Origin of the sequence: Nocardia sp. JMUB6875 (assembly GCF_041154655.1) — a bacterium.
In the GTDB taxonomy this organism is placed as follows: Bacteria; Actinomycetota; Actinomycetes; order Mycobacteriales; family Mycobacteriaceae; genus Nocardia.
On the sequence record NZ_BAAFGR010000039.1, the window covers coordinates 1 to 18,691 of the forward strand.

At 68.6% G+C, this 18,691-nt stretch carries 24 protein-coding genes; 6 read left to right on the forward strand and 18 right to left on the reverse strand.

Annotated features, from left to right (window positions below):
• The 6 genes from lgt to ACAM49_RS12540 form a co-directional block, all read right to left on the reverse strand.
• A partial coding sequence (lgt, locus tag ACAM49_RS12515; protein WP_369635637.1) for a prolipoprotein diacylglyceryl transferase occupies positions 1–994 on the reverse strand: 994 nt, incomplete at its 3' end.
• A 181-nt stretch (positions 995–1,175) separates the two neighbouring features.
• Positions 1,176–1,976 (reverse strand): tryptophan synthase subunit alpha, encoded by an 801-nt coding sequence (trpA, locus tag ACAM49_RS12520; protein WP_369635638.1) that lies wholly within the window; start codon positions 1,974–1,976, stop codon positions 1,176–1,178.
• Complete coding sequence (gene trpB, locus ACAM49_RS12525) at positions 1,973–3,259, reverse strand: tryptophan synthase subunit beta (RefSeq protein ID WP_369635639.1); 1,287 nt, start codon at positions 3,257–3,259, stop codon at positions 1,973–1,975. The genes trpA and trpB overlap by 4 nt, the downstream gene beginning before the upstream one ends.
• A gap of 8 nt (positions 3,260–3,267) precedes the next feature.
• The gene (gene trpC / locus ACAM49_RS12530; RefSeq protein ID WP_369635640.1) at positions 3,268–4,086 is read right to left on the reverse strand and encodes an indole-3-glycerol phosphate synthase TrpC; all 819 of its coding nucleotides are present in this window, start codon (positions 4,084–4,086) and stop codon (positions 3,268–3,270) included.
• A 149-nt stretch (positions 4,087–4,235) separates the two neighbouring features.
• On the reverse strand, positions 4,236–5,117 hold the full coding sequence (locus ACAM49_RS12535; RefSeq protein ID WP_369635641.1) for a TIGR02234 family membrane protein: 882 nt from the start codon (positions 5,115–5,117) through the stop codon (positions 4,236–4,238).
• On the reverse strand, positions 5,114–6,676 hold the full coding sequence (locus ACAM49_RS12540; protein WP_369635642.1) for an anthranilate synthase component I: 1,563 nt from the start codon (positions 6,674–6,676) through the stop codon (positions 5,114–5,116). Before ACAM49_RS12540 ends, ACAM49_RS12535 begins: the two co-directional genes overlap by 4 nt.
• 244 nt (positions 6,677–6,920) lie before the next feature.
• On the opposite strand from ACAM49_RS12540, the gene ACAM49_RS12545 reads away from it, so the two are divergent.
• From ACAM49_RS12545 to ACAM49_RS12565, 5 genes are all read left to right on the forward strand, one after another.
• Positions 6,921–7,133: a hypothetical protein gene (locus tag ACAM49_RS12545; RefSeq protein ID WP_369635643.1), complete on the forward strand. Its 213-nt coding sequence runs from the start codon at positions 6,921–6,923 to the stop codon at positions 7,131–7,133.
• A 285-nt stretch (positions 7,134–7,418) separates the two neighbouring features.
• Positions 7,419–7,877: a peroxiredoxin gene (locus ACAM49_RS12550; protein WP_369635644.1), complete on the forward strand. Its 459-nt coding sequence runs from the start codon at positions 7,419–7,421 to the stop codon at positions 7,875–7,877.
• Entirely contained in the window at positions 7,877–8,167 is a 291-nt protein-coding gene (locus ACAM49_RS12555) for a hypothetical protein (RefSeq protein ID WP_369635645.1), read from the forward strand. The genes ACAM49_RS12550 and ACAM49_RS12555 overlap by 1 nt, the downstream gene beginning before the upstream one ends.
• Positions 8,168–8,229: 62 nt before the next feature.
• Entirely contained in the window at positions 8,230–8,826 is a 597-nt protein-coding gene (locus tag ACAM49_RS12560) for a permease (protein ID WP_369635646.1), read from the forward strand.
• 191 nt (positions 8,827–9,017) lie between these two features.
• Entirely contained in the window at positions 9,018–9,515 is a 498-nt protein-coding gene (locus ACAM49_RS12565) for a MarR family winged helix-turn-helix transcriptional regulator (RefSeq protein ID WP_369635647.1), read from the forward strand.
• Here the strand turns inward: ACAM49_RS12565 and hisI are convergent.
• The 5 genes from hisI to ACAM49_RS12590 form a co-directional block, all read right to left on the reverse strand.
• Positions 9,512–9,871 carry a phosphoribosyl-AMP cyclohydrolase gene (gene hisI / locus ACAM49_RS12570; RefSeq protein WP_326313522.1) on the reverse strand — a complete coding sequence of 120 codons (360 nt, stop codon included), beginning with the start codon at positions 9,869–9,871 and terminating at the stop codon, positions 9,512–9,514. The genes ACAM49_RS12565 and hisI overlap by 4 nt on opposite strands.
• On the reverse strand, positions 9,868–10,641 hold the full coding sequence (gene hisF, locus ACAM49_RS12575) for an imidazole glycerol phosphate synthase subunit HisF (protein ID WP_369635648.1): 774 nt from the start codon (positions 10,639–10,641) through the stop codon (positions 9,868–9,870). Before hisF ends, hisI begins: the two co-directional genes overlap by 4 nt.
• Positions 10,638–11,456 carry an inositol monophosphatase gene (locus tag ACAM49_RS12580; protein WP_369635649.1) on the reverse strand — a complete coding sequence of 273 codons (819 nt, stop codon included), beginning with the start codon at positions 11,454–11,456 and terminating at the stop codon, positions 10,638–10,640. The genes hisF and ACAM49_RS12580 overlap by 4 nt, the downstream gene beginning before the upstream one ends.
• Before the next feature lie 5 nt (positions 11,457–11,461).
• A complete protein-coding gene (gene priA, locus ACAM49_RS12585; RefSeq protein WP_369635650.1) occupies positions 11,462–12,193 on the reverse strand; it encodes a bifunctional 1-(5-phosphoribosyl)-5-((5-phosphoribosylamino)methylideneamino)imidazole-4-carboxamide isomerase/phosphoribosylanthranilate isomerase PriA in 732 nt (243 codons plus the stop codon).
• Positions 12,194–12,534: 341 nt separating this feature from the next.
• Positions 12,535–12,711 carry a hypothetical protein gene (locus ACAM49_RS12590; protein WP_369635651.1) on the reverse strand — a complete coding sequence of 59 codons (177 nt, stop codon included), beginning with the start codon at positions 12,709–12,711 and terminating at the stop codon, positions 12,535–12,537.
• 13 nt (positions 12,712–12,724) lie between these two features.
• Between ACAM49_RS12590 and ACAM49_RS12595 the strand changes: the two genes are divergently transcribed.
• On the forward strand, positions 12,725–12,985 hold the full coding sequence (locus ACAM49_RS12595; RefSeq protein WP_369635652.1) for an LppP/LprE family lipoprotein: 261 nt from the start codon (positions 12,725–12,727) through the stop codon (positions 12,983–12,985).
• Positions 12,986–12,991: 6 nt separating this feature from the next.
• Here the strand turns inward: ACAM49_RS12595 and ACAM49_RS12600 are convergent, their stop codons facing one another.
• The 7 genes from ACAM49_RS12600 to ACAM49_RS12630 form a co-directional block, all read right to left on the reverse strand.
• Positions 12,992–13,444, reverse strand: a complete 453-nt coding sequence (locus tag ACAM49_RS12600; protein ID WP_369635653.1) for a MarR family winged helix-turn-helix transcriptional regulator — start codon at positions 13,442–13,444, stop codon at positions 12,992–12,994.
• A gap of 38 nt (positions 13,445–13,482) precedes the next feature.
• Positions 13,483–14,016, reverse strand: coding sequence for a hypothetical protein (locus tag ACAM49_RS12605; protein ID WP_369635654.1), 534 nt, complete (start codon positions 14,014–14,016; stop codon positions 13,483–13,485).
• A gap of 104 nt (positions 14,017–14,120) precedes the next feature.
• A complete protein-coding gene (hisH, locus tag ACAM49_RS12610; protein WP_369635655.1) occupies positions 14,121–14,756 on the reverse strand; it encodes an imidazole glycerol phosphate synthase subunit HisH in 636 nt (211 codons plus the stop codon).
• Entirely contained in the window at positions 14,753–15,385 is a 633-nt protein-coding gene (hisB, locus tag ACAM49_RS12615) for an imidazoleglycerol-phosphate dehydratase HisB (protein ID WP_040807186.1), read from the reverse strand. The genes hisH and hisB overlap by 4 nt, the downstream gene beginning before the upstream one ends.
• Complete coding sequence (locus ACAM49_RS12620; protein ID WP_369635656.1) at positions 15,382–16,512, reverse strand: histidinol-phosphate transaminase; 1,131 nt, start codon at positions 16,510–16,512, stop codon at positions 15,382–15,384. Before ACAM49_RS12620 ends, hisB begins: the two co-directional genes overlap by 4 nt.
• Positions 16,509–17,846 carry a histidinol dehydrogenase gene (gene hisD / locus ACAM49_RS12625; RefSeq protein WP_369635657.1) on the reverse strand — a complete coding sequence of 446 codons (1,338 nt, stop codon included), beginning with the start codon at positions 17,844–17,846 and terminating at the stop codon, positions 16,509–16,511. Before hisD ends, ACAM49_RS12620 begins: the two co-directional genes overlap by 4 nt.
• A 100-nt stretch (positions 17,847–17,946) precedes the next feature.
• Positions 17,947–18,666 carry a DsbA family protein gene (locus ACAM49_RS12630; RefSeq protein WP_369635658.1) on the reverse strand — a complete coding sequence of 240 codons (720 nt, stop codon included), beginning with the start codon at positions 18,664–18,666 and terminating at the stop codon, positions 17,947–17,949.
• Positions 18,667–18,691: the final 25 nt, after the last annotated feature.

Below are 18,691 nucleotides of genomic sequence, written 5' to 3' on the forward strand. Positions count from 1 at the left end.
CCCCCTCCTTCTCCCCCGCACCGTCCTTCTCCCCCGCCGCGGCGCTCGCGGCTCCGGCCGCCCCGAAGGCCCGCAGCGCGCCGATCTGCCACGGCCACGGGCGTTCGATGCCCGGGCGCAGCTGGTCGGCGGTTTCGCGGCCCTTGGTGGCGAACAGGAAATAGGCGATGGCGCAGACGAATACGATCGCCGAGGTGAAGGTGTTCACGCGCAGGCCGAGAATGTGGGTGGCCTCGTCGTCGCGCAGCAGCTCGACGAAGAAGCGGCCGAAGCAGTAGATCGCGACGTAGAGCGCGAACAGTCGGCCGTGGCCGATGCGGAACTTGCGGTCCAGGTAGAGCAGCGCGCCGACGCCGAGCAGGTTCCAGATCAGCTCGTAGAGGAAGGTCGGCTGCACGATGCGGATCGGCGCGCCGGCCGCGGTGCCGTTCATCATGTCCAGGCCGCCGCTGTGGTCGAAGCGCTGGTAGATCTCCAGACCCCACGGCATGGTGGTGGCGCGGCCGTAGAGCTCCTGGTTGAAGTAGTTGCCCAGCCGGCCGATGGCCTGGGCCAGCAGGATGCCCGGCGCGATGGCATCGCCGAAGGCGGGCAACGGGATCCGGTACACCCGGCAGCCGATCCACGCGCCGATGCCGCCGAGCAGCACCGCGCCCCAGATGCCGAGACCGCCCTCCCAGATCTTGAGCGCGTTCATCGGGTGACCGTCGGCGCCGAAGTACTTCTGCCAGTCGGTGGCCACGTGGTAGAGCCGACCGCCGATCAGACCGAACGGCACCGCGAACATGGCCACGTCCAGCACCATGCCGGACTGCCCGCCACGCGCCACCCAGCGCTTCTCCCCCAGCCAGATGGCCGCGATGATGCCGATGATGATGCAGATCGCGTACGCCCGCAGCGGGAACGGCCCGAGGTTCCACACCCCGCGCGGCGGGCTCGGGATATACGCCAGGACGTCAGCGCCGGTGCTTTCGGCAAGGGCTCGTAAGGTCACGAGTCCCCACCGTAGCCGAAACCGACGACGACGCGCCGTCGGAGGTCGACGCGCCGCGACCGGCCGGTAGTTTCGGCGACCGGTCCCGGTAACGCAAGGGATATACGAAAAGACCGGGAACGGAAATCGAAAAGAAAGGGCGCGTACCGAATTCGGTACGCGCCCTTTCGAAAGGTGTTTATTACGAGGAGACCGGGGCCGAGCGGACGCCCTGGGCGAGTTCCTCGGTCAGCTTCCGGACCGCGTCCAGGCCTTCGGCCGCGGCGGACACCAGGGCCGAGCCCACGATGACACCGTCGGCGTAGGAGGCGATTTCGGCCGCCTGCTCGCCGCTGCGGACGCCCAGGCCGACACCGATCGGAATATCGGAGTGGGCGCGGATGCGCGAGCACAGCGCGGGAGCCATGGACGAGACCGCGTCACGGGCGCCGGTGACGCCCATGGTGGAGGCCGCGTACACGAAGCCCTTCGACGCTTCCAGGGTCTTGACCAGCCGCTCCTCGGTGGAGGACGGGGCGACCAGGAAGATGCGGTCGAGGTTGTGGGTGGAGGACGCGACGAACCAGTCGTCAGCCTCCTCCGGGATCAGGTTGGGGGTGATCAGGCCCAGGCCACCGGCCGCCGCGAGATCGCGGGAGAAGGTGTCCACGCCGTACTTGAGCACCGGGTTCCAGTAGGTCATGACGACAGCCTTGCCGCCGGCCTGGGAGATGGCCTCCACGACCTTGAACACATCGCGCACCCGCACGCCGCCCGCCAGCGCCTGTTCGGCGGCGCGCTGGATGGTCGGGCCGTCCATCACCGGATCGGAGTAGGCGACGCCGACTTCGATGATGTCGCAACCGGATTCGACCATGGCGCGGCAGACGTCGATGGAGCCCTGCAGATCCGGGTATCCGGCGGGCAGGTAGCCGATCAGGGCCGCGCGGTTCTCCTCGCGGCAGGCCGCGAAGGTTCCGGCGAGACGGGACTGCTGGCTCACTTGTCTTCCCCCTCGGGCTTGTCGAACAGCCCGAACCACTGGGCGGCCGTGTCCATGTCCTTGTCACCGCGGCCGGACAGGTTCACCACGATGATCTTGCCCTCGCCGAGCTCCCGCCCGAGCTTGACCGCGCCCGCCACCGCGTGCGCGGACTCGATGGCCGGGATGATGCCCTCGGTGCGGCTCAGCAGCATGAGCGCGTCCATGGCCTCGGTATCGGTGATCGGGTAGTACTCGGCCCGGCCGGTGTCCTTGAGGTAGGCGTGCTCCGGGCCGACGCCCGGGTAGTCCAAACCCGCGGAGATGGAATGGGATTCGATGGTCTGACCGTCCTCGTCCTGCAGCAGGTACGAGTACGCGCCCTGGAACGCGCCCGGGGTGCCACCGGTGAAAGTGGCGGCGTGACGGCCGGTTTCGACGCCGTCGCCCGCGGCCTCGTAGCCGATCAGGCGCACGCCCGGATCGTCGATGAAGGCGTGGAAGATGCCGATCGCGTTGGAACCGCCACCGACACAGGCGGTTACCGCGTCCGGCAGCTGACCGGTGTGGGCCTGGATCTGCTGGCGCGCCTCCAGGCCGATGATGCGCTGGAAGTCGCGCACCATGAGCGGGAACGGGTGCGGGCCCGCGGCGGTGCCGAAGCAGTAGTAGGTGGCCTCGGCATTGGTGACCCAGTCGCGCAGCGCCTCGTTGATGGCGTCCTTGAGCGTCTGCGAACCCGTTGTCACACTGATGACTTCGGCCCCGAGCAGGCGCATGCGGGCGACGTTCAACTGCTGGCGCACGGTGTCGACCGCACCCATGTAGATGACGCATTCGATGCCCAGCAGCGCGCACGCGGTGGCGGTGGCGACGCCGTGCTGGCCCGCGCCGGTCTCGGCGATGACGCGGGTCTTGTTCATCCGCTTGGCCAGCAGCACCTGGCCCAGCACATTGTTGATTTTGTGAGAACCGGTGTGGTTCAGGTCTTCCCGCTTGAGGAAGATGCGCGCGCCACCGGCGTGCTTGGCCAGGTTCTTGCACTCGAACACCGGCGAGGGTCGCCCGGTGTAGTCGCGCTGCAGGCGGTCCAGCTCGTCGAGGAAGTTCGGGTCCACCCGGCACTTGTCGTATTCGGCGGTGACCTCTTCGATCACGGCCATCAGCGCCTCGGGCACGTGACGGCCGCCGTAGACGCCGAAGTGGCCGCCCAGATCCGGTTCGTGGCTCTTGTGCAGGATGCCGTCACTGGCCTCCGGTAGGCCGAGAACGTTTTTGCCAGAAAGCTTTTCAGTCTGAGTCATCGCTACTCTCACCGTCCCCGGCGAACCGGCTTCGGGCAGGACGGGTGGGTTCCGGCGGTCACCAGCTCGGCCACCGCGGCACGCGGATCGCCGCTGGTCACCAGGCCCTCACCGACCAGCACCGCGTCCGCGCCCGCACCGGCGTAGGCCAGCAGGTCCGCGGTGCCGCGAATGCCGGACTCGGCCACCCGGATCACTTCGCTGGGCAGGCCGGGGGCGATGCGCGCGAACACATCCCGGTCCACCTCGAGGGTCTTGAGGTTGCGGGCGTTCACGCCGATCACGCTGGCGCCGGCCTGCAGGGCCCGGTCGGCCTCCTCCTCGGTGTGCACCTCGACCAGCGCGGTCATGCCGAGCGATTCGGTGCGGTCGAGCAGGGAGGCCAGCACGTCCTGTTCCAGGGCGGCCACGATCAGCAGGATCACGTCCGCGCCGTGGGCGCGCGCCTCGTGGATCTGATACGGGCCCACGATGAAGTCCTTGCGCAGGACCGGGATGTCCACCGCGGCGCGGACCGCGTCCAGGTCCGCGAGGGAACCGTGGAAGCGACGCTGTTCGGTCAGCACGCTGATGATGCGCGCGCCGCCGTCCTCGTAGGCCCGGGCCAGGTCGGCGGGATTCGGGATGTCGGCGAGCTCGCCCTTGGAGGGGCTGGCCCGCTTCACCTCGGCGATCACACCGATTCCCTCCGCGTGCAACGCGGCCTTGGCGTCACGCGGGGACTTGGCCTTCGCGGCGGCTGCTTTCACGGCCTGGAAATCCAGGACTGCTTCGCGTGCGGCCACATCCGCGCGGACCCCGTCGAGAATCGAGTCGAGTACCGTCATCTGGCTCGAATCCTTTCTGGGGAGACGGACTTGCTGCCTGAGAATCCCCCCAGGCGCTGTCTCACCGCTGCTGATAAAGAGTAAATGGCTATGTTCCCGTGCTTGACAGCGGGGCTGGAACCGGCTGCGCTGCCGCTTCCCCACCCAGCTCAGTGGCGTTTGCCGTGCGATCCGTCGCTACCTGGATCATCGTGCGCGGCAGGCTGATTCGTTTCCTCGTCGGTCGGATCCACGCCCTCGTCGAGCGCATCCCACAGCACGCGGCCCGAAAGCTGCTCCTGCGGGGCGGTCTGTGATCCGGATTCCGCATCGCGGACCCGGGCGTGATGCGCGGCAACCTGCTCGGCCGCCGAGAGCTTCCGATTGGCCGGATTGTCGTACTTTCCGGACATGCGGGGGGCCTCGGCGGACTGCCGGACCAGCAGCAGGCCCGCCGCGAAGGCGGACACCGCTCCGGCCAGGGAGACCAGCGCGGGTAGCGCCGAGGTCGTCACCGCGCCCGCGTGGTCGCCGCCGTGTAGTTCGGCGAGCCGGGTCGCACGTTCGGTTGTGCCGTGGTGCGTGAGGAGGGCGTAGGCGGGGACGGCGGCCATGGCGGACACGACCGCGACGATCACGCCGACACCGCGCCGCCACCAGCCGTGGGTGGCGAAGACCGCCGCGATGGTGGCCAGGAAGACCAGGGCCAGCGGGGTCAGGGGGGCGAACCAGACGCCGCCGTCGAGGTCCTTCGTGCGGGGCAGGCCGTAATCGCTGGTGATCTCGATGGTCGCCCAGTTCATCCGCGAGGACGCCCAGAGCAGGACGGCCGCCAGCGCGAGCAGGGCCACCGCGGCCAGGGGCCGGCGGCGCTTGTCCGGGGCCGCCTCGGCGTCGGCCTCGGCCGCGGCGGCATTCGCCTCGGCCTCGGCCAGATCCGCGGCTATCGCGCGTTCGGCCGTGCCGGCGGCATCGTTGCCCGACGAATCAGGTTGCGCCGCCTGGTTTTCCCGTTCCGTTCCCGGTGCCCGATCGGGGTCCGGATCGCTCATCGGTCCGTACTCGGCCGGTAGGCGCGCACGGTTTCCGCGGCGGCGATCGCCTTGAGGACCGCCATCGCCTTGTTGCGGGATTCGACGTCCTCGTAGTCCGGATCCGAATCCGCGACGATGCCCGCACCCGCCTGGACGTAGGCCGTGCCGTCCTTGAGCAGGGCGGTGCGGATGGCGATCGCGGTATCGGCGTCACCGGCGAAGTCCAGGTAGCCGACCACGCCCGCGTAGACGCCGCGGCGGGTGGGCTCGAGCTCCTCGATGAGCTCCATGGCGCGGACCTTCGGAGCGCCGGACAGCGTGCCCGCGGGGAAGCACGCCTGCACGGCGTCGAGGGCGACCTTGCCGGGCTTGAGGCGGCCCGAGACCGTGGACACCAGGTGCATGACGTGCGAGTAGCGCTCGACGTGGCGGTACTCGGTGACCTTCACCGTGCCGGGCTCGCAGACGCGGCCCAGATCGTTGCGACCCAGATCGACGAGCATGAGGTGCTCGGCGTTCTCCTTTTCGTCTGCCAGCAGGCCCTTTTCGAGCAGGAGGTCGTCCTCCTCGGTGACCCCGCGCCAGCGGGTGCCCGCGATCGGGTGCGTGGTGGCCACGCCGTCCTTCACCGTCACCAGCGATTCGGGGCTGGAGCCGACGATGGAGAACGCGGTGCCGCCGTCGCTGTCCGGGATGTGCATGAGGTACATGTACGGGCTCGGGTTCGACGCCCGCAGCATGCGGTACAGGTCGATCGGCGACCCGTTGTAGTCCATCTCGAAGCGCTGCGAGAGCACCACCTGGAACGCCTCGCCCGCCTCGATCTCCTTGATCAGGCGGCGCACACCCGCGCCGAACTCGTCGGAGGTGCGCTGGCGGCGGAAGTTCGGCTCGGGGCGGTCGAAGACCGAGACGGTGGAGTCGGCGGGGGCGGCCAGGGCGTCGGTCATGCGGTCCAGGCGGGCCACCGCGTCGTCGTAGGCCTCGTCCACGCGCTCGTCGGTGCCGTTCCAGTTGACGGCATTGGCGATCAGGGTGATCGCGCCCTCGTGGTGGTCGAAGGCGGCCAGATCGGTGGCCAGCATCAGCACCATCTCCGGGACCTTCAGGTCGTCGGTGGCGAGTTGGGGCAGGCGTTCCATGCGGCGGACGATGTCGTAGCCGAGGTAGCCGACCAGACCGCCGGTCAAGGGCGGCAATCCGGGCAGGCGTTCGGTGCGCAGCACCTCGAGCGACTCGTGCAGCGCGGCCAGCGGGTCGCCGCCCACGGGAGCGTCGGCGGGGGTCTGGCCGATCCACGCGGCCTGGCCGTCCACGACGGTCAGCGCGCTGGGGCTGCCCGCGCCGATGAACGACCATCGCGACCAGGAGCGGCCGTTCTCCGCGGACTCCAGCAGGAAGGTGCCGGGCCGGTCCGCGGCCAGTTTGCGGTAGGCCGAGAGCGGAGTCTCCGAGTCCGCCAACACCTTTCGGACCACCGGAACCACCCGGTGGTCGGCCGCGAGCGCCCGGAACTGCTCCCGGGAGGTAGTGGTGTCGATAGCCGCGTTCAGAGGCAAACCATGCGCGCCGTGCATTCACCCATCATTCCAGGCCCGCCGATCGGTTCAGAAATCGCACTCGGCGGCCCAGCCGAGGCGGCACCTGCGGCGAATACCTGAAGCGGTCATCACTACACTCGCGGCGGTCGCACGCGGTATCCCCCTTTTCGAGAGGAGTTCAACACAGATGTACCCCTCGCAACCGGTAGCACCGGAGGGTCCACGGCACGCAGCTCCGCAGATGGCCCCGGGCACCATGCCCGGCCAGCCCCCTCGGATGATGAATATGAACACCGGCGGGAAGTACTCCGCCATCGCCTCGTTCGTCACGTATGTGAAGGCCCTGGAAGCGCTCGATCCGCACAGCTTCCCGGACGAGTACGCCGAGCACACCGACCGCATCCGGGAACTCAAGCCGTTCCTCCGCGCGCACGGCATCCTCGACGTCATGGATATCAAGAACCCCGAGGTCGCCGCCCTCATCGGGGTTTGAGCACGAACCGACACCACGTGTCGGGGGTGGTTGGGGCTCCGGGGGACACTCCCCCGGACCCCCAAGCAGATCAAGGAGATTCGGGGGTGTGAATTACCCGCCGAACCCGATGCCACGAGAGCGCTCGGCCCGAGCGGTCAGCCTGGTTCGCGGAGCCGGCGGGCCGACATGTTCACAATCCCCGGTGGACGGATCGCCGACCGAGCAGCCGCAGGCAGGAGTTCGATTGGGACGCAGCGCGGTTACCAATAGCTCGTGCGCGATGAATTGGGTAGGGTGCGGGTTATGAAGGCAGGTCAGCTCGCTCCCAACTTCGAGCTTTCGGATCAATCAGGCACCACACGTTCGCTCGAGTCGCTGCTCGCGGACGGACCGGTGGTGGTGTTCTTCTACCCCGCGGCCAACACGCCGGTGTGCACCGCCGAGGCGTGCCACTTCCGTGATCTGGCAACGGAATTCAAGGCCGCCGGGGCCACTTGCGTGGGGATCAGCGCGGACTCCGTGGAGGTCCAGTCCGGTTTCGCGGAGAAGCAGGGCCTGGGCTACCCGGTCCTGTCCGATCCCGGGGCCAAGGTGGCCGCCGAGTTCGGCGTGAAGCGGGGACTGCTGGGCGCGCTGGTTCCGGTGAAGCGGACGACCTTCGTGATCGACCCGGATCGGACTGTGGCCAAGGTGATCTCGAGTGAGATGCGGGCCAATGTGCACGCCGACGAGGCGCTGAAGTTCCTGCGGGAGCGCGGCTGATGGCGTTCGTGCGGCTGGCGTTCTTCCCCGACGGGACCGAGGCGCACTATCGGGCCCTGGGCGACGCGCTCGGGGATTACGAACCGCCGAAGGGGCGGGTGCTGTTCACGGCCGGTCCGGTCGAGGGCGGCTGGCAGGTCGTGCAGGTCTGGGAGCGCCGGGAACTGCTCGACGAGTTCAATCGGGCCGTGTTCTTTCCGGCCGTCGCCCGCCTGGGCGGGGGCGGATTCCCGCGGCCGCCGCAGGTCACCGACTTCGAATCGGCCGATCTGTTCGTCGCCGAGGGCTGAACGGCGGCGCGGCCGGAGCGTCGCTCCTTCGCGCGCCAGCGAATCGGACATACGCTGGGCCTATGACTACGCCCAGTACCGAGCAGTCGGAGCGAAAGCACTCGAGCTTCGTCACGTGGCGCAATCGAATCATCGCCGCGGTCATCGCGGTGGCGGTGCTGTGGGTGACGTATTTGATTCTGGCGTCATTTCTGCCGCGCTGGTGGGCGCAGCGGATCGGCGAAATGGTCAGCGGGAGTTTCGCAAAAGGGATCTGGTACGGCCTGATAATGGGCGCGGTATGTACGGCTGTGCCACTCTTCTTGTTGCTGCTGGCGGGGCTCCGCTGGCGCAAACGGGGCGGTAGGTTTATTGGCGGTGCCGCCGCGGTTCTTGCACTGGTCACCGCAATCCCGAATTTGTTGACACTGACCATCGTGTGGGGCAACTCGAATGCCGCACACGCCGGGGAGCGTGTTCTCGATGTCGACGCGCCGGGATTCCGCGGGGCCGCGCTGGCGGGTGCGATCGTGGCCGCGGTGCTGTTCCTGGGGGTGGCATTTCTCTTGGTGCGCAGGCGATTCCGCCGTCATCGTGCCGAGAAGCAGCGTGCCGAACAGGAAAAGCCTCGCGTGTCGCCGGAAACCCCGGTTAATCCTCCGGAAGTCGGCGCGAACTGATTCGACGCCGCGACACGCGTGATCGATGTCACGTCATTCAGCAACACCGTGACTGACGAGCGAAATCGTGGCAAACTTTGACGTGCGAGTGACTCGTTCGATGCGGTATCGCAGGCTCACTTACCGTTCCGCACAACGGGTCACTTGGCTGCTACGAGAGGGCGCGCACGGTGACCAAGTGGTTGAATCCCATGGAACAGCGAGCTTGGCGTACCCTTGTCGCGCTCACCACCAGATTGCCCGCCGCGTTGGATACTCAGCTGCAACGTGAGTCCGGGATAACCCATTTCGAATACTTCGTGATGACTCTGCTCTCCGAAGAACCGGGCCACCGGTTGCAACTGAGCGAGCTTGCGCAAAAGGCAAACGCATCGCTATCCCGGCTCTCGCATGTGGTCTCCAAGCTCGAGCGACTCGGCTGGGCGCAGCGCGTCACCATCACCGGCCGGCGTGGGGCGCAGGCGGTGCTCACCGACGCCGGATTCCGCAAGGTCACCGAGGCCACGCCCGGATATCTGGAGTGCGTGCGCGGGCTGGTCTTCGACGGCCTGGACGCGGAACAGACCAAGGACTTGCTCGCGCTCGGCGAGACGCTGGTGGAGCAGCTGGACAAGGGCATGTCCCGCGGACTCGGCCGCTCGGGGCGGCCGATCTCGCACGTCGATCTCAACGGGCACGAACCCGGCTAGAGCAGCGAATCGCCCTGAGACAGTAGGACGTCGGTGTCGAAGCAGGTGTGTGTGCCGGTGTGGCAGGCGGCGCCCTCCTGGTCGACGACCAGCAGTACGGTGTCGCCGTCGCAGTCGAGGCGGACCTCGTGCACGTACTGGGTGTGGCCGGAGGTCTCGCCCTTGACCCAGTACTGCTGGCGCGAGCGCGAATAGTAGGTGCCCTTGCGGGTTTCGAGGGTGCGGGCGAGGGCCTCGTCGTCCATCCAGGCCATCATGAGCACGTCGCCGGTGCTCTTTTCCTGCGCGATGGCCGCGAACAGGCCGTCGGAGTTGCGCTTGAGGCGGGCCGCGATGGCGGGATCGAGGGAGCTCATCGGACGGTGATTCCTTCCGTGCGCATGGCGTCCTTGACCTGGCCGATGGTCAGATCGCCGAAGTGGAACACGCTGGCGGCCAGCACCGCGTCGGCGCCGGACTGCACGGCGGGCGCGAAGTCCTCGACCTTGCCCGCGCCGCCGGAGGCGATGACCGGCACCGAGACCGCGGCGCGCACCGCACGGATCATGGGCAGGTCGAATCCGGCCTTGGTGCCGTCGGCGTCCATGGAGTTGAGCAGGATCTCGCCGACGCCCAATTCGGCTCCGCGCACGGCCCATTCGACGGCGTCGATGCCGGTGCCGCGCTTGCCGCCGTGGGTGGTGACCTCCCAGCCGGACGGGGTCGGGTCCTGGCCCTCGGGCACGGTGCGCGCGTCGACCGACAGCACGATGCACTGCGAGCCGAACCGCTCCGACATCTCGCGCAGCACCTCGGGCCGGGCGATGGCGGCGGTGTTCACCGACACCTTGTCCGCGCCCGCGCGCAGCAGCCGGTCCACGTCCTCGACGGTGCGCACGCCGCCGCCGACGGTGAGCGGGATGAAGATCTGCTCGGCGGTGCGGGTCACCACGTCGATCATGGTGCCGCGATCGCCGGTGGAGGCGGTGACGTCGAGGAAGGTCAGCTCGTCGGCGCCCTGGGCGTCGTAGGCGGCCGCCAGTTCGACGGGATCGCCCGCGTCCCTGAGGTTTTCGAAGTTGACGCCCTTGACCACGCGGCCGGCGTCGACATCCAGGCAGGGGATCACACGCACTGCCAAACTCATTGCTCCACCTCTCCTCGGACCCGATCGGCCGTATCGGCGATCAGGTCCAGTAGTTCCTCGTGCACGCCGGGCGCGGCGGCCAGCACCGAACCGGATTCGATGGTCCAGTCCCGGCCCAGCAGGTCGGTGACCACGCCGCCCGCGGCCCGCACCAGCGCCACGCCCGCCGCGTTGTCCCACGGGTGATGTCCGAACACCACGGCCCCGCCCAGGATTCCCGAGGCGGTGTAGGCCAGGTCGATGCCCGTCGACCCGTACATGCGCTGGCGGCCCGACAGCCGGCTCAGCGCGCCCAGCAGATTGAAGCGGAAGATGCCCGGAATGCGGCCCGCCCCATCGAGATTGAAGCTGCCGAAGCCGATCATGGCGGTGGCCAGCTTGGCCGGGGCCAGCGGCGGCAGCGGGTTTCCGTCCAGCAGCAGCGGCCCGCCCTCGATGGCGGCGTAGCGCTGGCCCAGGACCGGCAGCCAGGTCAGGCCGATCACCGGGACGCCGTCGCGCACCAGCGACAGCAGCATCCCGCACATGGGGCTGCCCGCCGAATAGTTGAACGTCCCGTCGATCGGGTCGAGCACCCAGGCGGTGCCCGAGGTCAGCTGCGGCCCGCCGAATTCCTCACCGTGCACCGGGATTCCGGTGCGCTGCCCCAGCAGCTCGGAGATGGTGCGCTCGAGTTCCAGGTCGAGTTCGGTGGCGAAGTCGTTGCGCCCCTTCTCGACCGCGCTCGGCGCGCCGATGCCCTCGACGAAACGCGGTGCGGCGGAGTCGAGTACCCCACTGGCGATGGTGAGCAGTTCGGCGAGTTCGGCGGCCATCGTGGCTATCGCACCGCGGCGAGCGCTTCGGGCAGGGTGAACCGCCCCGCGTACAGCGCCTTGCCGATGATCGCGCCCTCGACGCCCTCGTCCACCAGCGTCGCGATGGCGCGCAGATCGTCGAGCACCGAGATGCCGCCCGAGGCGATGACCGGGGCCTCGCAGGCATTGGCGACCTGGGCGAGCAGTTCCAGGTTGGGCCCGGTCAGCGTGCCGTCCTTGGAGACGTCGGTGACCACGTAGCGCGAGCAGCCGTCGCGCTCGAGCCGCTCGAGCACCTCCCACAGGTCGCCGCCGTCGGTGACCCAGCCGCGGCCGCGCAGCCGCCATTCGCCGTCGATGAGCTTCACGTCCAGGCCGACCGCGATCTTGTCGCCGTACTCGCCGATGGCGCGGGCGCACCAGTCCGGGTTCTCGATGGCCGCCGTGCCGATATTGACCCGCGCGCAGCCGGTGGACAGCGCCGCCTTCAGCGACTCATCGTCGCGGATCCCGCCCGACAGCTCGACCTTCACATCCAGCTCGCCGATGACCTCGGCCAGCAGTTCGTAATTGGAGCCCTTCCCGAACGCGGCGTCGAGATCGACCAGATGCACCCATTCGGCCCCGGCGTGCTGCCAAGCCAGGGCGGCGTCGCGCGGCGAACCGTAACTGGTTTCGCTGCCCGCCTCCCCCTGAACCAGGCGCACGGCCTCACCATTGGCGACATCGACGGCGGGTAGCAGCACAAGACTCACGCAAGCATCTTATTGGTTACCCTTCGCCCGCCCGGCGTCGGCCTGGCACGTGAGTTCGACGGCTTCCCTCCGCATTCGGTCCACCACGCTCGCGCCGGTGCCGCATGCTGTCCCGGATCGGACCTACGCCAGCCGCGATACCGGATGAAAGGGACCTCTTTGTTACGCAGCGCAGGGATCGTGATGACAGTGCTCGCCGCGGCCGCGGCACTGACGGGATGTGATGAGGCGGTGGGGCCCGCGCCGTCCACGACCGTGGCGGCGCCCACGTCGTCGGCCGCCGCCACCACGACGGCGACACCGGTGCCGACGACCGTGCCTGGGGCGGGGGCGAATGCGGATCAGGCGTGCAAGCCGGATCCGGCGGTGATCAGGAATGCGGCGGCGACCTTGGCGCCGGTGGAGGTGGCGCCCGGGAAGGTGTCGAAGTGGGCGTTGCCGGCGGTGGGGGCGAATCCGACGGTGAACGGGATCTGCTCGGGGTTGTCGGCGGCGTTGATCACCGTCGAAGGGGCCACGGGGAGTTCGCCGATGCAGGTGCTGCTGTTTCACCGGGGTGCGTATGTGGGGACGGCGGAACCAGGGTGGAGCAGCTTCATCTCACCGGATCCCGCGCATGTCACCGATGACAGCGTGGGGTTGCGATACAAGGTGCCGGGCAGTTGCAACGCGTGCGCGGACGCCACCTTCTATTGCGTCCAATACCGTTGGGACGGAGCGAAAATCGTCTCCTCCGGGCGGCCGCCGCGGGTGATCGGGACGACCGTGGAGCCCGGATCGGCCCGCTGCTGAAACGGGTCAGCGCGGGGCGTGCTGTTCCAGGATGCGGGTCAGGAGCAGCACGAAGTTGGCGCGTTCGGCGGTGCTGAAGTCCGGGAGCAGTTCGCGCTGGGCTGCTTCCAGACGGGTGTCGAGGTCCGCGAGATGGGCCCGGCCCGCGGCGGTGAGGGTGAGGATGTTGCGGCGGCGGTCGGCCGGGTCGGGCTCCCGGGTGACGAGGCCACGATCGGCGAGGTCGTTCACCGCCGCGACGACATCACTGCGATCGATCCCGGTCAGCCGCCCCGCCTCGGCCTGACTGAGCGACCCCTTCTCGTCGAGCGTGGCCAGCAGCGCGTAGTGGTAGCGCCGGGACCCGGTGGGCTCCAACGCTTTCTCGGTGCAGCGGTTGGCGATGATCGCGACCTGCCCGACGAGCCGGGTCGGAAGGGCACGCAGTCTGCCGGAAGCCGCTTCGGCCGCATTGTCCATGCAAGAAATCTAGCAAGGCTCGTTGGGAGCACCCACGATCAGGCGGGCTGCGGCCGCGCGGCGAGCGCCGAGGCCCGCGCCAGAATCCGCGCCCGATACCAAGCGAGGGCCGCCGCGGTCGCGAAGACGGCGGTGGCCAACGCCGCGGCGGTGCGCAGCCCCTGTCCGATGAGGAATTCCGTTGCCGCCCGGTTGATCTCGTCGAGGCTGTGGCGGTCCCGCTCGTCGAACAACACGGTCGCGCGCGGCCACTGATAAAGGATCGACAACAGGAACTGCCCCGAGATCAGGAACACCAGCGAGGCCGCGGTCCAGCCCCTACCCGTCCGATACCGCACCGCCACATACGCGGCCGGCAGCGCGCACAGCGTCAGCACCCCGCCCATCGGCCGCATGACATCCCCGACCGCGACCACACTCATGAACTGCTGCGTCTGCGCCAGCGACTCGGGAATATCACGAAAGATATTGGGATACAGCAGCATCGTCTCCGAAGCGGTGGCCGCGAACGCGAAACTCGCGACCACCGCATAGACCCCACTGATCCACAGCGGTACGGCACTGGTTTTCATGGCGACCTCCTGATCCAGTCAGGCTAGGTCGCCACTCCCCGGCAGCGGATCCGGAATCCGCCCGCATTACTGGTCCGGAATCCACCCCGATGAACAGCTCAGGGTCAGATCGAGTCGATCCAGTTGCGGAGGAGGTGGGCGCCTGCGTCGCCGGACTTTTCCGGGTGGAACTGGGTGGCGCTCAGGGGGCCGTTCTCGACTGCGGCGAGGAACGGGACTCCGTGTTCGGCCCAGGTTAGTTTGGCCGGGGCGATTTGGGAGTCGTTGTCGTTCCAGGCCCAGTGTTGGGCGGCGTAGGAGTGGACGAAGTAGAAGCGGGTTTCGGCGTCCATGCCGGCGAAGAGGACGCTGTCCTCGGGGGCCTTGACGGTGTTCCAGCCCATGTGCGGGAGGACGGGGGCGTCGAGGCGTTCGACGGTGCCGGGCCATTCGGCGCAGCCTTCGGTTTCGACGCCGAATTCGACGCCGCGCTCGAAGAGGATCTGCATGCCGACGCAGATGCCGAGGACGGGGCGGCCGCCGGAGAGGCGCTTGCCGATGATGCGTTCGCCGCGCACAGCGCGCAGGCCGGACATGCAGGCCGCGTAGGCGCCGACGCCGGGGACCACGAGACCGTCCGCGTTCAAGGCGGTTTCGGGGTCGGCGGTGATGGTGACCTCGGCGCCGGTGCGGGCCAGGGCGCGGCTGGCGGAGTGCAGGTTGCCGGAGCCGTAGTCGAGCAGGGCGATCTTCTTGGTCACAGCGAGCCCTTCGTCGACGGGACGCCGGTCACGCGCGGGTCGTATTCGACCGCCGCGCGCAAAGCCCGTGCCACGGCCTTGTATTCGGCCTCGGTGATGTGGTGCTGGTCGCGGCCGTAGAGCACCCGCACGTGCAGGGCGATGCGGGCGTTGAGCGCGATCGACTCGAAGACGTGGCGGTTGATGACCGTCGAGTAGGAGGCGGTCGGCGCGACGCTCGGAATGATGGTGTGCAGCATGTGATCCGGCTCGCCGGTGTGCACGCAGTACGGGCGGCCGGACACGTCGACCACCGCGTGCGCGAGGGTCTCGTCCATCGGGATGAAGCAGTCGCCGAAGCGGCGGATGCCCTTCTTGTCGCCGAGCGCCTGGCCCAGTGCCTGGCCGATGACGATGGCGGTGTCCTCGACGGTGTGGTGGGCCTCGATCTCGATGTCGCCCTTGGCCTGGACGGTGAGGTCGAAGCTGCCGTGCTGGCCGAAGGCGGTCAGCATGTGGTCGTAGAAGGGGACGCCGGTGGAGATGTCGGTCTTGCCGGAGCCGTCCAGGTTGAGCTCCACCACGATGCTGGATTCGCGGGTGGTGCGCTCGACGCGGGCGATCCGGTCGGCGGGACGTTCGGTGGTCATCGGGCGATCAGCTCCTCGGACGCCAGTTTCGCGCTGACGCGCAGGAATTCGTCGTTCTCGGCGGCCAGGCCGATGGTGGTGCGCAGGTAGCCGGGGATGCCGACATCGCGAATGAGCACGCCCTCGTCGAGGTAGTGCTGCCAGGCGCGCGGGGCGTCGGCGAAGCGGCCGAACAGCACGAAGTTGGCGTCGGACGGGATGACGTCGTAGCCGAGTTCGGCGAGCGCGGCCATGACCCGGTCGCGCTGCCGCGCCAATTCGTGGACGCTGCCCAGGGTTTCGTCCGCGTGCCGCAGCGCCGCCCGCGCCGCGGCCTGGGTGACCACGGACAGGTGGTACGGCAGGCGCACCAGGAACAGCGCGTCGACGATGGCGGGCGCGGCCGCCAGGTAGCCGAGCCGTCCGCCCGCGAAGGCGAACGCCTTGGACATGGTGCGGGTGACCACCAGCTTGGCCGGGTACTTGTCGATCAGCGTGATCGCGCTGGGGGCGTTGGAGAATTCGCCGTACGCCTCGTCGACCACCACGATGCCGGGCGCGGCGTCGAGGATGCGCTCCAGGTCCGGGATCGGAATGCTGTGCCCGGTCGGGTTATTGGGGCTGGTCACGAACACCACGTCGGGTTTCTTCTCCCCCACCGACATGACCGCGTAGTCGATGTCGAGGGAGAAGTCGCCATTGCGCTTGGCCTCGATCCACTCGGTGTCGATGCCCTCGGAGATGATCGGGTGCATCGAGTAGGAGGGCACGAAACCCAGTGCGCTGCGGCCGGGTCCGCCGAACGCCTGCAGCAGCTGCTGCAGGATCTCGTTGGAGCCGTTGGCGGCCCAGACGTTCGAGACGTCGAGGGCGACGCCGGTCTGGCGGGTCAGGTAGCCGGCCAGATCGACGCGCAACTCGACCGCGTCGCGATCCGGGTAGCGGTGCAGGTCCGCGGCCGCCGCGCGCACGGACTCGGCGACGTCGTCGACCAGAGCCTTGCTCGGCGGGTGCGGGTTCTCGTTGGTGTTGAGCTGAACAGGCACCGTCAATTGCGGTGCGCCGTACGGCTTCTTGCCACGCAGGTTGTCGCGAATCGGCAGGTCTTCAAGGGAGATGCCCGAGCCGGGCACGGTCACAGCATTCACCGCAGCTCTCCGAATCGCGCCTGCACGGCCTGACCGTGCGCGGGCAGATCCTCCGCATTGGCCAGCGCCACAACGTGTCCGGAGACATCCTTCAGCGCCGCCTCGGAGTACTCGACGACGTGAATCCCGCGCAGGAAGGTCTGCACGCTCAAACCCGAAGAGTGCCGGGCACATCCGGCGGTGGGCAGCACGTGATTGGAACCCGCGCAGTAGTCGCCGAGCGAGACCGGCGACCACGCGCCGACGAAAACCGCTCCGGCCGAACGCACCTGGGCCGCGACACCGGCGGCGTCGGCGGTCTGGATCTCCAGGTGCTCGGCCGCGTAGGCGTTCACCACGCGCAGTCCCTGGGCGATGTCGTCGACCAGCACGGTGCCGGACTGCTTGCCCGACAGGGCTTCCGCGACGCGATCGTGGTGCTTGACCACAGCCATCTGCGCGGTCAGCGCCGCGTCCACCGCATCGGCGAGCTCGACGCTGTCGGTCACCAGCACGCTGGCGGCCAGCACATCGTGCTCGGCCTGCGAGATCAGATCGGCCGCCACGTGCACCGGATCGGCGGTGGCGTCGGCCAGAATCGCGATCTCGGTCGGCCCGGCCTCGGCGTCGATACCGACCAGCCCGCGGCACAGCCGCTTGGCGGCGGTGACATAGATATTGCCCGGCCCGGTGATCATGTCGACCGGTTCCAGCTGCGCGCCATCGGTATCGGTGCCGCCGTAGGACAGCAGGGCCACGGCCTGCGCACCGCCGACCGCCCACACCTCGTCGACCCCCAGCAGCTTGGCCGCGGCCAGGATGGTCGGGTGCGGCAGACCGCCGAACTGGGCCTGCGGCGGCGAGGCGACGACGAGCGAGTCCACGCCCGCGGCCTGCGCCGGAACCACATTCATCACGACCGAGGACGGGTAGACGGCATTGCCGCCCGGCACGTACAGACCCACCCGCTCGACCGGAATCCACCGCTCGGTGACGGTGCCGCCGGGCACCACCTGGGTGGTCTTGTCGGTGCGGCGCTGATCGTTGTGCACCTTGCGGGTGCGCTCGATGGCGACCTCGAGGGCGGTGCGCACGGCCGGATCCAGCTCGGCCAGAGCCTTGTCCAGCTCGGCGGCGGGCACGCGCACCGAGGCGGGCCGCACACCGTCGAACTTCAGGCTGAATTCCTGCGCGGCCTCGACGCCCCGATCGCGAATCGCCTCCACGACCGGTCGCACATGATGCAGCACCGAGTCCACGTCGACGCCCCCACGCGGCAGAGCCGCGCGCAGTTCGGCAGCAGTGGGAGTACGTCCGCGCAGGTCCACGCGGGCGAGCTCGATGCGGCTGGTCATAGCGCTGTGCAGTCCTTTGTCTGTGCTTGTTCTTGGGATCCGCGACGCAGTCGAAACCGCGTGCGACCAGCTACCAGCCTATCGGGTCGCCGCCAGCGCTTTACTGCCCGGCCGAGGTCGCGCGCTCGATTGCGGCGCGTAAGCCGTCGGGGGTGAGGTTTTCCACGGTGGTATCGCCGACTTTCACCACGGGGACATGGGTCAAACCGCCGTCGATGGCCTTCTGACTGTGGGAGGCGACGAAACCCGCGTAGCGGCCGGAGTGAATGCACTCGGCGACGTCGGGGCCCGCGACGCCGGAGTCCGCGGCGATCTGGACGAGGGTGTCGTCGCTGAGGCCGGGGCCGCCCTCGGCGGGCTGGTTCTCGAACAGCCGCTTGCTGAATTCGAGCCAGGCGGGCTTGTTCGCCACGGCGACACAGGTTCCGGCATTGGCCGCGCGTGCGGAGTAGTCGTCCTTGGACAGGCCGCCGAGGACGGCGACCGTGTCGTATTCGGCGGAAACCGTGTTCGCGTTGACCATGTCGGTCAGGGTCGGGCCGGTCGTCGCCTCGAACTGGCGGCAGATCGGGCACTGGAAATCGGTGATGACCGTGACGACGGTGGCCGCGCTGCCGAAGTGCAGACGGCCGTCCGGGGTGAAGACCGCGGGTGGGGCGACCGCGGCGGCGGCCTCCTTCTTGTCGTGATCCTTGTGCAGGAAGCTCGCGGTGATGACACCGATGAGCGCGATGATGACGATTGCCGCGCCCACGGAAACCGGGTTGATGATGCGGCGCTGATTCGTCGCTCCCGCGACTTTCCGGCTGCTGCGATTCATGGTTAGCCATAATATTGCTGGCTGA

Excerpts from the sequence above, each read along its gene's own strand:
- ACAM49_RS12550 (WP_369635644.1), top strand. The coding sequence starts at position 7,419 with ATGAAGGCAGGTCAGCTCGCTCCCAACTTCGAGCTTTCGGATCAATCA.
- trpB (WP_369635639.1), bottom strand. The coding sequence starts at position 3,259 with ATGACTCAGACTGAAAAGCTTTCTGGCAAAAACGTTCTCGGCCTACCG.
- hisI (WP_326313522.1), bottom strand. The coding sequence starts at position 9,871 with ATGAGCTCCCTCGATCCCGCCATCGCGGCCCGCCTCAAGCGCAACTCC.
- ACAM49_RS12580 (WP_369635649.1), bottom strand. The coding sequence starts at position 11,456 with ATGGCCGCCGAACTCGCCGAACTGCTCACCATCGCCAGTGGGGTACTC.
- hisD (WP_369635657.1), bottom strand. The coding sequence starts at position 17,846 with ATGACCAGCCGCATCGAGCTCGCCCGCGTGGACCTGCGCGGACGTACT.
- ACAM49_RS12540 (WP_369635642.1), bottom strand. The coding sequence starts at position 6,676 with ATGCACGGCGCGCATGGTTTGCCTCTGAACGCGGCTATCGACACCACT.
- hisB (WP_040807186.1), bottom strand. The coding sequence starts at position 15,385 with ATGACCACCGAACGTCCCGCCGACCGGATCGCCCGCGTCGAGCGCACC.
- ACAM49_RS12560 (WP_369635646.1), top strand. The coding sequence starts at position 8,230 with ATGACTACGCCCAGTACCGAGCAGTCGGAGCGAAAGCACTCGAGCTTC.
- trpC (WP_369635640.1), bottom strand. The coding sequence starts at position 4,086 with ATGACGGTACTCGACTCGATTCTCGACGGGGTCCGCGCGGATGTGGCC.
- ACAM49_RS12565 (WP_369635647.1), top strand. The coding sequence starts at position 9,018 with ATGGAACAGCGAGCTTGGCGTACCCTTGTCGCGCTCACCACCAGATTG.
- ACAM49_RS12605 (WP_369635654.1), bottom strand. The coding sequence starts at position 14,016 with ATGAAAACCAGTGCCGTACCGCTGTGGATCAGTGGGGTCTATGCGGTG.
- ACAM49_RS12545 (WP_369635643.1), top strand. The coding sequence starts at position 6,921 with ATGAATATGAACACCGGCGGGAAGTACTCCGCCATCGCCTCGTTCGTC.
- ACAM49_RS12600 (WP_369635653.1), bottom strand. The coding sequence starts at position 13,444 with ATGGACAATGCGGCCGAAGCGGCTTCCGGCAGACTGCGTGCCCTTCCG.
- ACAM49_RS12555 (WP_369635645.1), top strand. The coding sequence starts at position 7,877 with ATGGCGTTCGTGCGGCTGGCGTTCTTCCCCGACGGGACCGAGGCGCAC.
- ACAM49_RS12630 (WP_369635658.1), bottom strand. The coding sequence starts at position 18,666 with ATGAATCGCAGCAGCCGGAAAGTCGCGGGAGCGACGAATCAGCGCCGC.
- ACAM49_RS12595 (WP_369635652.1), top strand. The coding sequence starts at position 12,725 with ATGCAGGTGCTGCTGTTTCACCGGGGTGCGTATGTGGGGACGGCGGAA.
- hisF (WP_369635648.1), bottom strand. The coding sequence starts at position 10,641 with ATGAGTTTGGCAGTGCGTGTGATCCCCTGCCTGGATGTCGACGCCGGC.
- ACAM49_RS12535 (WP_369635641.1), bottom strand. The coding sequence starts at position 5,117 with ATGAGCGATCCGGACCCCGATCGGGCACCGGGAACGGAACGGGAAAAC.